This is a genomic window from Pseudomonas sp. A34-9 (assembly GCF_029543085.1).
Taxonomy (GTDB): Bacteria; Pseudomonadota; Gammaproteobacteria; order Pseudomonadales; family Pseudomonadaceae; genus Aquipseudomonas.
The window spans coordinates 4,882,337-4,896,608 of the sequence record NZ_CP119967.1 but is presented as its reverse complement, the minus strand read 5'-3'; the positions used below and the strand labels follow the sequence as shown (position 1 = coordinate 4,896,608).

The following is a 14,272-nucleotide window of genomic DNA, read 5'->3' as shown; positions in this document are numbered from 1 at the left end:
GGCTAGCATTGGCCCATGCCTTCATCACTGTTTTTCGCTTCGGATTGCCCGCCCATGACTGCCCATCGAATTGGTTTCCTGATTTGGCCCAGCACTAAAGCTCTGACTTTGGCGCTGGCGGAGGAGGCCTTGCGTGTTGCGCAGCGGGTGCACCCGGACGTGGTTTACGAACTGTCGTTCCTGCAGGCCGAAGCCGTTACAGTCGCTGGGGCCGAAGGCGCCTGGCAATTGCCCGGCGAACCGTGGGCCGGCAAGCTCGAGAACTTCCAGAAACTGTTCCTGCTCGCTGACGAGCCGCCGACCACGTTGGCCCCGGCCCTCAGCAGTGCACTGAAGCAGTTGGTGCGTGCTGGCACGGTCATTGGCGGTCTGTCTGCCGGCGTGTATCCATTGGCGCAACTCGGTTTGCTCGACGGTTATCGCGCCGCCGTGCACTGGCGCTGGCAGGACGATTTCGCCGAGCGTTTCCCGAAAGTCATCGCCACCAGCCACCTGTTCGACTGGGATCGCGATCGCCTGACGGCGTGCGGTGGCATGTCCGTTCTCGATCTGTTGCTGGCAGTACTCGCCCGCGATCACGGTGCAGAACTGGCCGGCGCCGTCTCGGAAGAACTGGTGGTCGAGCGCATCCGCGAAGGGGGCGAGCGTCAGCGCATCCCGTTGCAGAACCGCCTCGGCTCCAGCCATCCGAAGCTCACCCAAGCGGTGTTGCTGATGGAAGCCAACATCGAAGAGCCGCTGACCACCGACGAAATCGCCCAGCATGTGTGCGTATCCCGTCGCCAGCTGGAGCGAATCTTCAAGCAATACCTCAACCGTGTGCCGAGCCAGTACTACCTGGAACTGCGCCTGAACAAGGCCCGGCAGATGTTGATGCAAACCAGCAAGTCGATCATCCAGATCGGCCTCTCGTGTGGCTTCTCCTCGGGGCCGCACTTCTCCAGCGCCTATCGCAACTTCTTCGGTGCCACGCCGCGGGAAGATCGCAACCAGCGGCGCAGCAGCAGCCCGTTCGAATTGTCGTCAGTGCCCCCCGAGCGCGGCTAGGCGCAGCGCCGGCTTCAGTCAGAGCCTTCGAGCGCTACCGGATCCGGCTGAACGACCGCGTGCGCTCTTCGCTGCTCGGCCAGCCTTGCCTGATTGGCAGCGTTAAGCGCCACCAGACGTTGCTCGCTCTCGGCACTCAACGGGTTGCCAGCGAAGTCGAAATAAGCAGTGGTGCCGGGTGGCGGGGACAACAGTTGCGCCGGTAACTCACCGATGGCATTGCCGGACAGATTGGCATGTTGCAATTGAGCGAGCTCGAACAATCCCTCCGGTGTTTCGGTCAGCTCGGTATTGCTTAGATCCAGCAAGCGGCATTGTGTCAGGCGCGACACGTTGGGCGCCATGCCAAGGGGATTGCCGCGCAGGTTCAATGTTTGCAAGCCACTCATGCTCGCCAGTGCATCAGCGCTTTGTCGGGTCAGGACAATGCGGCAGTCCGGCAGGCTCAGCGTATCGAGATCGGGCATGAGCAGAACTTGCGCAGGCAAGTCGTGCAACGGATAAGCGCTGATCTGCAACTCTTGCAAATGCGGGAACAAGTCCAGTAACCGGTCGAGCCGTGGCGAGGCGGAAGCCGAACTCGTCAGTTTCAGTTTACGGATATGGGCAAACTGCGCACTGATCAGCGGCAGTTCTGCGCTGAACGACAGATTGCAGGTGAAATCGTTGGTGTCCGCTGTGCCGGGGAAGCTGCGCCAGCACTGCTCCAGCTGTGCCATGAACTGCATTTTTCCGGACTTTTCCTCGGCCCATGCGCCGGCCTCCATACGTGCGCCGGTGACGGGGTCGAGAGGGATTTCGTGGGTCCAGCTTTCCAGATTGCCGAGAAGGGTGGTCAGTTCGGTCTCCCGCCGAAGCAGCTCCGCACGTCCTTCGGCCAGCGTCCCGGGCAGACGATAGATGACATCACTGGCTTTTGCCTTGCCCAGATGCGGGTAGAGCGATTGCGCCAGATCGATATCGGCCTGCTCGGCCATGATGCCGAGGTTTCGACTGGTGACCTTGTAGTAGGTTTTGATCCGTTCCCGTGATGTGGCAGAGAGCTGATTACCCTTCAGATTGACCCCTGCGCGGGAGAATCCGGTGAGGCTCTCGGGTAGCTCGGCTATCTGGTTGTCGGCCAGGAGCGTGGTTCCAAGACGCGGTAATCGCGCTACGCCCGGGGGCACGCGGTCGATCCCGGTGCTGGACAGATTGAGAAAGCCCAGCTCTTGCAGAGAGGAGACATCCGGCACGCTGCCGAGTGCATTGTTGAACAGATTCAGCGCCGTCAAGCGGTGCATGGCAGTCAGTGTGGTTTGCGCCTGCGCATCGAAGACCACATCGCAGCTGCTCAGCATCAGCGTTTGCAGCGAGGGCATCCGCGAGAGTGCCCGGGGGAACCGGCCGAGGTTCAAACTGCGGATCTCCAGGCCGCGCAGCCCGGTAAAACAGCCAAGGAAGCCGTCGGGCACGTTCAGCGCTTTTCCACCCAGAAGCGTGAGCTGCGTGACAAAACTGAAGTCGGCTGTCAGCGTCGGGAGTTCACCGATCAGCTTCAGGTCGGCGAAGAATGTGATGCCGGGGAGGCCCTGCTGATCGCTGATTCTGTTACGCCAGCGTTGTTCCAGTTTCCGCCTGAATGCTTCGCGGGCGCTGCGCTGGGTCACCAGTTCGGCAGCGTCCAGCACTCGCCCGCCCGCAGGGGAACCCATCGGAACCCGGCTGACCCAAAGTTCCAGATCGCTGTTCATCCGGGCGAGCTCTGCTTCCCATGCAACCAACTGAGCGCTACCGGCTTCCAGCGTTCCGGGCAGGCCGTAAATCAAATCGCGTGCGGCTTTATCGCTCAGCACCGGAAACAGCTCTTTCGCTTTGGCCATGTCACCCGGATCGGGCAGTACGCCAAAGTCAATGTGCTGCTCGACAAAGTACGCCTTGATACGCTCGCGAGCCGCCGTCGACAGTGGATTGTTGGCAAGATTGACACCCTCCACCAGCTCCGCGATCGGGTCGAACAATGACTCCGGCAGCTCGGTAATGTGGTTGCCATCGAGCTCGACGCTTTCCAGCTGCGGATGATCGACGATGCCATCGGGAAGGGTGGACAGACCGGTGTTGGACAGCCGCAGATCGCTTACCGCCGGCAGGCCTGGCAGATCCGGCGCCATGCCGAGCGTTTCATTGTTGCTCAGATCCAGCAGCTCAAGCTCGCTCAGTGACTTCAGGACATTCTGGCCATCGGGCGTGAGTACAAGGTTGCACTTGGCCAGCGTCAGCTCCTTGAGGTCCGTCATCCGGGTGAGGACGTTTGGCACTTGGCCCAGGTCGAAGTCATGCATCTCCAGCATTTGCAAATGCGGAAAAAGTTCAAGGAATGCTTCGGTGTTCTGGATCGCCGGATTACCTCTGAGTATCACCGTTGAAAGGTGATTGAAATCGACTGTCAGGCGTGGCATTTCACCGATGAACTTCAAATCCGCGCCAAAGAAATCTTCGCGCATCCCGGTCATCCCTGAGCGTTTGCGCCAGAGTCGTTCCAGCCGTTGCGCGAAGTCCGAGCGGGCAGCGTACTGGTCGAACAGCTCGATGGCCGACAGTACATCGCCGGTTACGGGGTGTACGCTGGGCACCTGTGGCGCCCAAGCGGTCAGGTCTGCGGTCATGCGCTCCAGCTCGGCTCTCCAGCCCTGCAGCCGCGCACGGCCGTCCGCCAGGGTGCCGCCCAGGTCATAAATGATGTCGCTGGCATCTTGCTGGTCCAGACCCGGAAACAGTTCCCGCGCCAGATTGACGTCGGCCGCATCGGCGGGCACGCCGAAGTCGTATCCGGTTTTACGGTAATAGGCTTTTATCTGCTCGCGGCTTTCTGGCGACAAGGGGTTGTTGGCAAAGTCGATGCCGTCGCCGCGATTGGCGGGTAGCTCGAAAACGCCTGTGGGTATCTCGCTGATCAAGTTTGCGCTGAGAATTGCCGTCTGCAGTTTGGGATGTTCTGCCAGGCTGTCGGGAGCCACGGAAATGCCATTGTTGGACAGGTCGAGGTAGGTCAGTTCCGGCAACAGTTTTACGTCGGGAAATGTCGTCAACAGGTTGTCGCTCAACTCCAGAAACTGCAGGCGGTTCATGGCAATCAGCGCTGCCTGGTTTTCCGGCGTCATCACCAATCCGCAGTTTTTCAGTTCCAGTGTATTGAGCCGGGGCATCTCGAGAGCGGGCAGCAGGCCGGCTGGCAAGTCGAAGTGGCGCAGCTCCAGAATGTTCACGTTGGCAAACCGTTGCAGGAACCGCTGCATGCCCGAAACGGTACGGATGCCCGTAAGCGTGAGTCGCGACACATGGCTGAAATCCGCGCTGAGGACCGGCATGTCGCCGATGAAGGACGGTGCCGCCATGAAATGGCTGTCTCTGATACTCGGTTGATTCGGCGATCGGTTACGCCAGAACTGTTTGAGCCGGGTCGCGAATTCCTTCCTGGCCACACCTTCATCCAGCACTTGCTGAGCCGTAAACGGCAGGTCGGTCAGCGGGTTTTGTGCGGGAATGTTGGCAGACCATTGGTCGAGGTCGTCGCTCAAGCGGCTGATTTCAGTTTCCCAGGCCGAGAGTTGCGCGCGACCTTCAACCAGTGTCCCGGGCAAGCGATACAGCAGGTCCACCGCTTGATCGGCATTCAGGGCCGGATACAGCGCTGTAGTGCGGGTGATATCCGCAAGCTCGGGCACAACCCCCAAATGCTTGCCGGTTCGCCCGTAGAAAAGTTTCACCTGCTCGCGACTGGCCGCCGACAGTGGGTTGCGAGCAAAGTTGAAGCCATCGCTGAGGGCGTTGGCCAGGTCGAAAAACGCAGCAGGCACCTCGCTGATCTGATTGCCTTCGAAACTGCCCTTGATCAGTCGAGGATGGTCCAGCAGGTCGAGTGGCACCGACGTGATCTCGGTGTCGTTCAGATTGATTTCACGCAGCGCCGGCATCGCGTTGAGGTCAGGTGCCGCGCCAAGGGGATTGTTGCGCAGATCCAGCAGGTCGAGTTCGCGCAACGAGGCCAGCACGGACTGGTTGGCAGGCGAGAGCGTGACGCCGCAGTCGCGCAGGATCAACTGACGCAGCGACGGCATCGACGTCAAAGCCTGGGGCAGCTGTGGCAGGTTGAGGTTTTGCGCGCCGAAGGTCTGCAATCCCGGGAGACGCTGCAGAAAAGCTTCGAAGCCGGTGGTACTGCGGTTGCCGTTGAGCGACAGAATGGTGACATGGCTGAAGTCTGCGTCCAGCACAGGCAGGTCACCGAGTATCGGCTGCGCGATCTGGAGAATGGGGCCGAGCCTGCTGTCGGTTTGTCTGCGCCAGCAGCTCTCGATGGCGCTGGCGAAGAGTTCACGGTTTCGCACGGCCGCGTTGCGCTGTATGTCCGACAGCGGCAGACCGTTGAAAGGATCGTAAGCCGGCACATCGGTTTCCCAGTGACGCAGGTATTCAGTGAGCTGGAGAAACTCGTTGCGCAGGCGGACGAGTTCGGCATTGAAGCCTGCCGGGTCGTTCGGAAACCGGGCGACGAATGCCCGCGCCTCTTCGAGGGAATACCCGCGCAGAATCGCCTGTACCCGCTGTTCCGGGGTGATGGGGGGCTCACCCTGGGTGAAAAGGTTGTCCTGAATGATGATGCCGGCTTCATCCACTTCGAAAAAGTTGTCCTGGTCGATGATTTCTCTGGCCTGCGTCGGGGTGCTTCTGCGGCCTAACAGGCGCAGAGTATCGACCTTCGGCTCCGGATTCGGCGGATGGGCGATCGCCACCCGTAGCTCGTTGCGTGGCATGGGTTGCTTGCGGATGGCCGCTTTCAGCGTGGCGCCCTGGCCTATCTGTATGTTCAGCTTTTGCCGTTCTGCGTCCGGCAAGGCATACAAGATGCCGGTATAAAAATCGGTAACCGAGTGCAGTTGCTGGCCGCGGTCGTCGTAGGGTTGGTAGCGGCCGTCAGCCTGGCGAACCAGTATTTTTTGTGCCGGTGCGTGGGCGCGGCCAGTGCTGGCGAGCATGGGGCCTTCGTAGCGGCCGTCGCGGATTTCGATGCGCACGTCGCCGCTCCAGCCGGGTAACTGTTGCAGGCTGTGCAGGGCCAGGGTGTCGGAATCCGGGTTGTTGACCGAGTCGAGTTCCAAGCCTTCGTAGGCACGGGTGACGCGTACTTCCTGACTGGCCAGTTGCATCAGTTGCTGCTGGCGCGCCGGCAGTTGTCCTTCGCTCATCGCCAGCAGTTCGTCGCCGGTGGCCGTGTCGAGCAGTTCGCGGGTGATGCTGGCGGGCAGGGTGGGATCATGCTGGACGATGGGTTGCGCCAGTGGCTCTTTGCTGACTTGCAGCGCCTGGTAGCGTGCTTCGAACATCGATGCTCGGTGTTGTCCGGCGAGCTGGGCGAGTTGTTTGCGCAGGGTTTGGCTACGTACTTCCAGAGACGGCGTCGGGCCGGCGAATTCTTCGCCCAGCAGGGTTTTGATGCGGGTTTCATCCAAGGCTTGCAGCAGGGTTTTGAGCAGGTTGCCGTTGCTATGGATTTCGGTCAGCGGCAGAGCTTCATCACTCGAAGATTGCCAGACGAGATCGCCCTGTTGATCGATCAAGCGCAAACGTTCGCCAGTGGGCCAGCGGCCATGTTCGGTCAGCAGTTGCAACTGCATGACCGGATCGGCGCGCAGGTAATCTTCCGGCACCTCGCTGCTCAGGGCGTTGACGAAACGTTGCAGTTGCTGGTCAAGCTTGAAGCGCTGGATGCTGTCGGCCAGCAGCGGCGGAACGGAGTCCTGATCGGCGTGCATTTTGCGCAAGGTATCTTCGCTGACGCCGCTGACCTGCCGGATCGTCTCGCGCTCGGCCGGGGTGAAAGACTCCACCGACGGGCCGATGCGACGCAGTGCCGTAGGCGTGTCCCATTCCAGCGGTTGTTCGAACTCGGTGTGCCAGGCGCCGTCGCCGTTGTGTCGCACCAACGGTTGGTAAGCGTCGGGGCGGGTCGGGTGTTCGATAAGGTACTGGCCGGGGGTGGCGCTTTCTTTAACTGCGAAATGCGCATCGTCGAGGGGCAACAGCAGTTTGCCCTGATGTTCATGCAAGCCCAGTTGATTGGGTTTTGAGTCAGCGCCCGGCAGGCTTTCCTGTTGGTAGCGGGCAAGATCCGGGTCCCAGTAACGGGTCTTGCCGTCGGCCATTTTCACCGATTTGAACCGGTTGATGAATGCCATGATCTCCTTGGGCAGGATCTTGGGTAACTCGGCGGCGGCGATGTTGCCGCCAATTGCGAACGCCCCGAGTTGAATCAACGACTCCAGCGTGCCCATCAAGTGCTCGAACGCTTCTTTGGTACGCCCCTGCGCCCATTCGATAATCCCTTCGAAAGCCTCGTCGAGAAACTGATAGGCCATGTACGCCATCATCGCTTCACCCAGCACCGGCACGAACGGCGCAATGACGAAGGCGGCGGTCTGCAAAATGCTGCTGGCGATGCTGATCAGTGAATCCCAGAACGCCCAGCGTTTTTTCTGATCGACCACGGCGGTGGGTACTGCGAGGGTTCGGGCGTCGTTGAGGATCTTGTTCAGGCGCGCTTGATAGAGGTGCTCCCACAGATCGCCCTTGATTGCAGTGACATCAAATTGCAGGTCAGGCTTGTCGACCGGTGTCTCTCGCCATGTTGGCTCGGAACTCCCGGCCACCGGTGGGTGCCATTTGATCTGGCTCAGACGCTCGTTGAGGCTGGCGAAGAAAAAACCACGCTGTTCGTGATTGACGAAACGGCTGAAGAACTGCTGGTAGTCTTTTGAGCGCAACTGCCGGGTCAGTTCAACCGCCATCTCGGCCGTCGAGGCATACTCCTTGATCGGATGATCGGGATCATCCGGGACATAGGCCACCACGTGTTTCACTTTTCTGGCTTTCTCCGGGTCCGGGATAAACACCAGAATGCCGGTAAGCGGTGCGGACATCATGGTCAGGTCATGACAAATCCAGGCATAACCTTCACTGCGAATGTTGGTGAACCCGTCCAGTAACGCATTGACCAGACGGAAATGGCTGGCGCTGATGTCCCTGTTCATTTGCGCCATTTGCAGCGCTGCCCGTATCGCGGCTTTTTGACTTTTGTCGATCTTGAGTCGCAACGGCGCCGCCACGGCCGGATCGGAAATCCCGAGGTTGCTTTCAAGGTAGGTGTTGTACTGCTTGCCAATGTCCAGCTCACGGCACAGCCGGGTAAACGCCGCAATGCTCAGCTTGCTCTTGATCGCCGGCAAGGTGTCGAACTGGCCGCTGGCCGAAGGTTGGGTGATGAAGGACGACTCGGATTCGAAGGCGTTGTCCTTGATCTCGTCCTCGTCGAAGTTATGCAGGGCCGCGTCCAGCAGCGAAACGGTCCAGGTGCGGGCGCCGGTCTTGATCGGAAACAGCGCCGTGGTCGCAGGAATGTACAGGCGCAAAAAAGTTGTTCTAACGTCGAGGTCCAGATCGAAGCGGCTTTTCAACGCCGTCTTGAGCAAGGGTTCGGCAAAGGCACTGGCGTCCTGCAGGTGTTCAAATTGTTTGTCGACTTCACTTTGCGCCGTGAGATGTGCGGCGTTGAGACTCTTGAGGGTCTGATGCTCGGTGCTTGAGGCGTTCTGGAGCTTGACGGGCAGCGCCGGCCGGGAGTCTTTCAGTGCCTGACGCCTGGTCGACGAGACGTTGCCGAGCCAGGCGGGGAGGGCGTCCTTGAGTGTCTCGTAGTGACTGTCGGGATGTTGTGCGACGGTGATGTCGGTTGCGACAGCCGGGAGCTGTCCTTCTGACAAATGCATGTGCCATTCCTTGGGCGTTGAAAAGAAGCACAGCAAATCAGGAAGTGGCGATCAAGGTGCGGTACATATTTATATCTTGAGTGTGAGCGTGAGTTGATATGCTCCCGGGCCTGCCGCAATTCGTCGGCGGCAGTTTAAACTGCGCCTTTGCGACGCTATATGTCGCATTGCCGTAAACCCGGGAAAATCCGGGGTTTGCGCTATAAGAAGTTGTCGCTTGGCGGCAAGGCCGGGCTGAAAACTGTCCTTACAATCCCCCCATCGCTCGCCAGTTTCAGGCGGGTGGCCCTCATCAGGAGACTCCGATGTCCGTTGAGCACGCTGCGGTACAACGCGCCGATTTCGACCAGGTTATGGTTCCCAACTACGCGCCTGCCGCTTTCATTCCGGTGCGTGGCGCCGGTTCCCGCGTCTGGGATCAGGCCGGCCGCGAGCTGATCGACTTCGCCGGCGGCATCGCCGTCAATGTATTGGGCCATGCGCACCCGGCGCTGGTCGGCGCATTGACCGAGCAAGCGAACAAGCTGTGGCACGTGTCCAACGTGTTCACCAACGAGCCAGCGCTGCGCCTGGCGCACAAGCTGATCGACGCCACGTTCGCCGAGCGCGTGTTCTTCTGCAACTCGGGCGCTGAAGCCAACGAGGCCGCGTTCAAGCTGGCCCGTCGCGTTGCGTTCGACCGTTTCGGCACTGAGAAGTACGAGATCATCGCCGCGCTGAACAGCTTCCACGGCCGTACCCTGTTCACCGTCAACGTCGGTGGCCAGTCGAAGTACTCCGACGGTTTCGGCCCGAAAATCACTGGCATCACCCACGTGCCGTATAACGACCTGGAAGCGTTGAAAGCTGCGGTGTCCGACAAGACCTGTGCGGTCGTGCTGGAACCGATCCAGGGCGAGGGCGGCGTGCTGCCAGCCGAACTGGCTTACCTGCAAGGTGCCCGCGAACTGTGCGACGCGAACAACGCGCTGCTGGTGTTCGACGAAGTGCAAACCGGCATGGGCCGCAGCGGCAAGCTGTTCGCCTACCAGCATTACGGCGTGACCCCGGACATCCTGACCAGCGCCAAGAGCCTGGGCGGCGGTTTCCCGATCGCGGCGATGCTGACCACCGAAGCGCTGGCCAAACATCTGGTCGTTGGCACTCACGGCACCACTTACGGCGGCAACCCGCTGGCGTGCGCAGTCGCTGAAGCCGTGATCGACGTGATCAATACTCCAGAAGTACTGAACGGCGTGAACGCCAAGCACGACAAGTTCAAGGCGCGTCTTGAGCAGATCGGCGAGAAATACGGCCTGTTCACTCAGGTGCGTGGCCTCGGCCTGTTGATCGGTTGCGTGCTCAGCGATGCCTGGAAAGGCAAGGCCAAAGACATCTTCAACGCCGCCGAAAAAGAAGGCCTGATGATTCTGCAAGCCGGCCCGGACGTGATCCGTTTCGCGCCGAGCCTGGTGGTGGAAGACGCCGATATCGATGCCGGTCTCGACCGCTTCGAACGCGCTGCTGCAAAACTGACGCAAGCTTGATAGGCCTTTCGACGCCTGAGGATTTCAGGCGTCGATCAAAATTTTTGATACCGGGCGAGTTCCATTGTGGGAGCGAGCCTGCTCGCGAAGAGGGCGTGTCAGTCAACATTTTTGCTGACAGATAGACCGCTTTCGAGAGCAGGCTCGCTCCCACAGTATCCGGTGTTTTTTTCAGTAAATTTTTATAAGAGAAAGGAGTGACACCATGCTGGTGATGCGCCCCGCGCAAATGGCTGATCTGGGCGAGGTACAGCGTCTGGCTGCGGACAGCCCGATTGGTGTCACTTCCTTGCCGGATGACGTGGAACGTCTGAGCGACAAGATCGCCGCGAGCGAAGCCTCGTTCGCTGCTGAAGTGAGCTTCAACGGTGAAGAGAGTTACTTCTTCGTCCTCGAAGATTCCACTACCGGCAAGCTGGTCGGCTGCTCGGCGATTGTCGCTTCGGCCGGTTACTCGGAACCGTTCTACAGCTTCCGCAACGAGACCTTCGTCCACGCCTCGCGCGAGTTGAAGATCCACAACAAGATCCACGTGCTCTCGCAGTGCCACGACCTGACCGGCAACAGTTTGTTGACCAGTTTCTACGTGCAGCGTGAGCTGGTCGGCTCGCCGTGGTCGGAGCTCAACTCCCGTGGCCGTCTGTTATTCGTCGCCAGCCACCCGGAGCGTTTCGCTGATTCGGTGGTCACCGAGATCGTCGGTTACAGCGATGAGAACGGCGACTCGCCATTCTGGGACGCGATCGGGCGCAACTTCTTCGACCTCAACTACGCCGAAGCCGAGCGTCTGTGCGGACTGAAAAGCCGCACGTTCCTCGCCGAGCTGATGCCGCATTACCCGATCTACGTGCCGCTGCTGCCGGACTCCGCCCAAGAGGCGATGGGCCAGGTGCACCCGCGTGCGCAGATCACCTTCGATATCCTGATGCGCGAAGGCTTCGAGACCGATCATTACATCGATATTTTCGACGGTGGCCCGACCCTGCATGCGCGTGTCTCGGGGATCCGTTCGATCGCCCAGAGTCGTGTGGTGCCGGTGAAGATCGGCGAGCCGGTCAAAGGTGCCGGGCGTCAGTATCTGGTGGCCAACGCGCAGTTGCAGGATTACCGCGCGGTGCTGCTGGAACTGGATTACGCGCCGGGCAAACCGGTGACGCTGGATATGGAAGCGGCCGAAGCCCTGGGCGTCGGTGAAGGTGCCAGCGTGCGCCTGGTGGCGGTTTAACGCCTTAGCGAGTTTCACGGGTGGCGAAGGCGGCCCGTTTGAGGAGATAGCATGATTGTTCGTCCCGTACGCAGCAGCGATTTATCCGCGCTGATCGACCTGGCCCGCAGCACTGGCACCGGCCTGACCACATTGCCGGCCAACGAAGAACGTCTGGCCCATCGGGTTGGTTGGGCCGAGAAGACCTTTCGCGGCGAAGCCGGTCGCGGCGATGCGGACTACCTGTTCGTGCTCGAAGACGATGACGGCCGCGTGGTGGGGATTTCCGCCATCGCCGGTGCGGTCGGTATGCGTGAGCCCTGGTACAACTTCCGTGTCGGCCTGACGGTCAGCGCTTCGCAGGAGCTGAACATCTACCGCGAGATTCCGACGCTGTTCCTGGCTAACGACCTGACCGGTAATTCCGAGTTGTGCTCGCTGTTCCTGCACGCCGATTACCGCAACGGCCTCAACGGTCGCATGCTGTCCAAGGCGCGGATGCTGTTCATCGCTGAGTTCCCGGAACTGTTCGGCAACAAGATCATCGCCGAAATGCGCGGTGTGTCCGATGACGCCGGGCGTTCGCCGTTCTGGGAAAGCCTCGGTCGTCACTTCTTCAAGATGGAATTCAGCCAGGCCGATTACCTGACTGGTGTCGGTAACAAAGCCTTCATCGCCGAGCTGATGCCGAAATTCCCGCTGTACACCTGCTTCCTGTCCGAAGGCGCACGTAACGTCATCGGTCAGGTGCACCCGGACACCGAGCCGGCCCTGGCGATGCTCAAGGGCGAAGGGTTCAGCTATCAGGGTTACGTCGACATCTTCGACGCAGGTCCTGCCATCGAATGCGAAACCGGCAAGATCCGCGCGGTGCGTGACAGCGAAGCGCTGGTGCTGGCCGTGGGCACGCCGGGCGACGATGCGACGCCGTTCATCATCCATAACCGCAAGCGCGAAGACTGCCGCATCACTGCTGCGCCGGCGCGTCTCGCTGCCGGCACGCTGGTGGTCGATCCACTGACCGCCAAACGTCTTCAACTCAACGCTGGCGATCAAGTGCGCGCCGTGGCGTTGTCCGCTGCACGGGAGTCGAAATAATGAATTCGCTATACATCGCAGGTGAGTGGCTGGCCGGTCAGGGCGAAGCTTTTCAATCGCTGAACCCGGTGACCCAGCAAGTGCTGTGGTCGGGGGAGGGCGCGACCACTGCCCAGGTTGAATCGGCGGTGCAGGCTGCGCGTCAGGCATTTCCGGGCTGGGCGCGTCGTTCACTGGACGAACGCATCAGCGTGCTTGAGGCTTTTGCCGCGTCGCTGAAAAATCACGCTGACGAACTGGCCCGCACCATTGGTGAAGAGACCGGCAAGCCGCTGTGGGAATCGGCCACCGAAGTGACCAGCATGGTCAACAAGATCGCGATCTCGGTGCAAAGCTATCGCGAGCGTACCGGCGAGAAGAGCGGCCCGTTGGGCGACGCCACCGCCGTGTTGCGCCACAAGCCGCACGGCGTGGTGGCGGTGTTCGGCCCTTACAACTTCCCCGGCCATTTGCCCAACGGCCACATCGTGCCGGCGCTGCTGGCGGGTAACAGCGTGCTGTTCAAGCCAAGCGAGCTGACCCCGAAAGTCGCCGAGCTGACGGTCAAGTGCTGGATCGAGGCCGGTCTGCCGGCAGGCGTTCTGAACCTGCTGCAAGGCGCTCGCGAAACCGGCATCGCGCTGGCGGCGAACCCGGGTATCGACGGTCTGTTTTTCACCGGTTCGAGTCGCACTGGCAATCATCTGCACCAGCAATTCGCCGGTCGTCCGGACAAGATCCTCGCGCTGGAAATGGGCGGCAACAATCCGCTGGTGGTTGATCAGGTCGCGGATCTGGATGCAGCGGTTTACACGATCATTCAGTCGGCGTTCATTTCTGCTGGCCAGCGTTGCACCTGTGCGCGCCGCTTGCTGGTACCGCAGGGCGCGTGGGGCGACAGCCTGCTCAAGCGTTTGGTTGAAGTCAGCTCGACTATTGAGGTCGGCGCATTCGATCAGCAGCCGGCGCCGTTCATGGGTTCAGTGATTTCCCTTGGCGCGGCGAAAGCGCTGATGGATGCCCAGGCCCATCTGTTGGCCAACGGCGCCGTGTCGCTGCTGGCAATGACGCAACCGCAGGCACAAGCCGCGCTGCTGACTCCGGGCATTCTCGATGTGAGCGCTGTTGCCGATCGTCCGGACGAAGAACTGTTCGGCCCGTTGTTGCAAGTGATTCGCTACGTCGATTTCGAAGCGGCGATCGCTGAGGCGAATGACACTGCTTATGGTCTGGCCGCGGGTTTGCTGTCGGATTCCGAAGCGCGTTATCAGCAGTTCTGGCTGCAAAGCCGTGCCGGTATCGTCAACTGGAACAAACAGCTGACCGGTGCTGCGAGCAGCGCGCCGTTTGGCGGTGTCGGTGCGTCGGGTAACCATCGCGCCAGTGCCTATTACGCGGCGGATTACTGCGCATACCCGGTGGCCTCGCTGGAAACGCCGAGCCTGGTGTTGCCGGCGGCCCTGACGCCTGGCGTGAAAATGGTGTGATGCCCATTCGCGAGCAGGCTCGCTCCCACATTGGAATGCATTTCCCTGTGGGAGCGAGCCTGCTCGCGATGGCCGCGACGCGGTCGCACTGAACAGTTAGTTACTGAAGCCTATAACAACAGATTCTCG

General features: G+C 60.5%; 6 protein-coding genes. 5 read left to right on the top strand and 1 reads right to left on the bottom strand.

Annotated features, from left to right (window positions below):
• Positions 1–54 precede the first annotated feature (54 nt).
• The gene (locus P3G59_RS21835) at positions 55–1,047 is read left to right on the top strand and encodes a GlxA family transcriptional regulator (RefSeq protein ID WP_277758918.1); all 993 of its coding nucleotides are present in this window, start codon (positions 55–57) and stop codon (positions 1,045–1,047) included.
• 14 nt (positions 1,048–1,061) lie between these two features.
• Here P3G59_RS21835 and P3G59_RS21830 read toward each other — a convergent pair whose 3' ends face one another.
• Positions 1,062–8,849: a DUF6543 domain-containing protein gene (locus P3G59_RS21830; protein ID WP_277758917.1), complete on the bottom strand. Its 7,788-nt coding sequence runs from the start codon at positions 8,847–8,849 to the stop codon at positions 1,062–1,064.
• 305 nt (positions 8,850–9,154) lie between these two features.
• Between P3G59_RS21830 and P3G59_RS21825 the strand changes: the two genes are divergently transcribed.
• From P3G59_RS21825 to astD, 4 genes are all read left to right on the top strand, one after another.
• Complete coding sequence (locus tag P3G59_RS21825) at positions 9,155–10,375, top strand: aspartate aminotransferase family protein (RefSeq protein WP_277758916.1); 1,221 nt, start codon at positions 9,155–9,157, stop codon at positions 10,373–10,375.
• A 205-nt stretch (positions 10,376–10,580) separates the two neighbouring features.
• Positions 10,581–11,600: an arginine/ornithine succinyltransferase subunit alpha gene (gene aruF, locus P3G59_RS21820; RefSeq protein ID WP_186529820.1), complete on the top strand. Its 1,020-nt coding sequence runs from the start codon at positions 10,581–10,583 to the stop codon at positions 11,598–11,600.
• A gap of 51 nt (positions 11,601–11,651) precedes the next feature.
• On the top strand, positions 11,652–12,677 hold the full coding sequence (gene astA, locus P3G59_RS21815) for an arginine N-succinyltransferase (protein WP_277758915.1): 1,026 nt from the start codon (positions 11,652–11,654) through the stop codon (positions 12,675–12,677).
• On the top strand, positions 12,674–14,143 hold the full coding sequence (gene astD / locus P3G59_RS21810; RefSeq protein ID WP_277762191.1) for a succinylglutamate-semialdehyde dehydrogenase: 1,470 nt from the start codon (positions 12,674–12,676) through the stop codon (positions 14,141–14,143). Before astA ends, astD begins: the two co-directional genes overlap by 4 nt.
• Positions 14,144–14,272: the final 129 nt, after the last annotated feature.

Coding starts and splice junctions, on each gene's coding strand:
- P3G59_RS21830 (WP_277758917.1), bottom strand. CDS start 8,849: ATGCATTTGTCAGAAGGACAGCTCCCGGCTGTCGCAACCGACATCACC.
- P3G59_RS21835 (WP_277758918.1), top strand. CDS start 55: ATGACTGCCCATCGAATTGGTTTCCTGATTTGGCCCAGCACTAAAGCT.
- P3G59_RS21825 (WP_277758916.1), top strand. CDS start 9,155: ATGTCCGTTGAGCACGCTGCGGTACAACGCGCCGATTTCGACCAGGTT.
- aruF (WP_186529820.1), top strand. CDS start 10,581: ATGCTGGTGATGCGCCCCGCGCAAATGGCTGATCTGGGCGAGGTACAG.
- astA (WP_277758915.1), top strand. CDS start 11,652: ATGATTGTTCGTCCCGTACGCAGCAGCGATTTATCCGCGCTGATCGAC.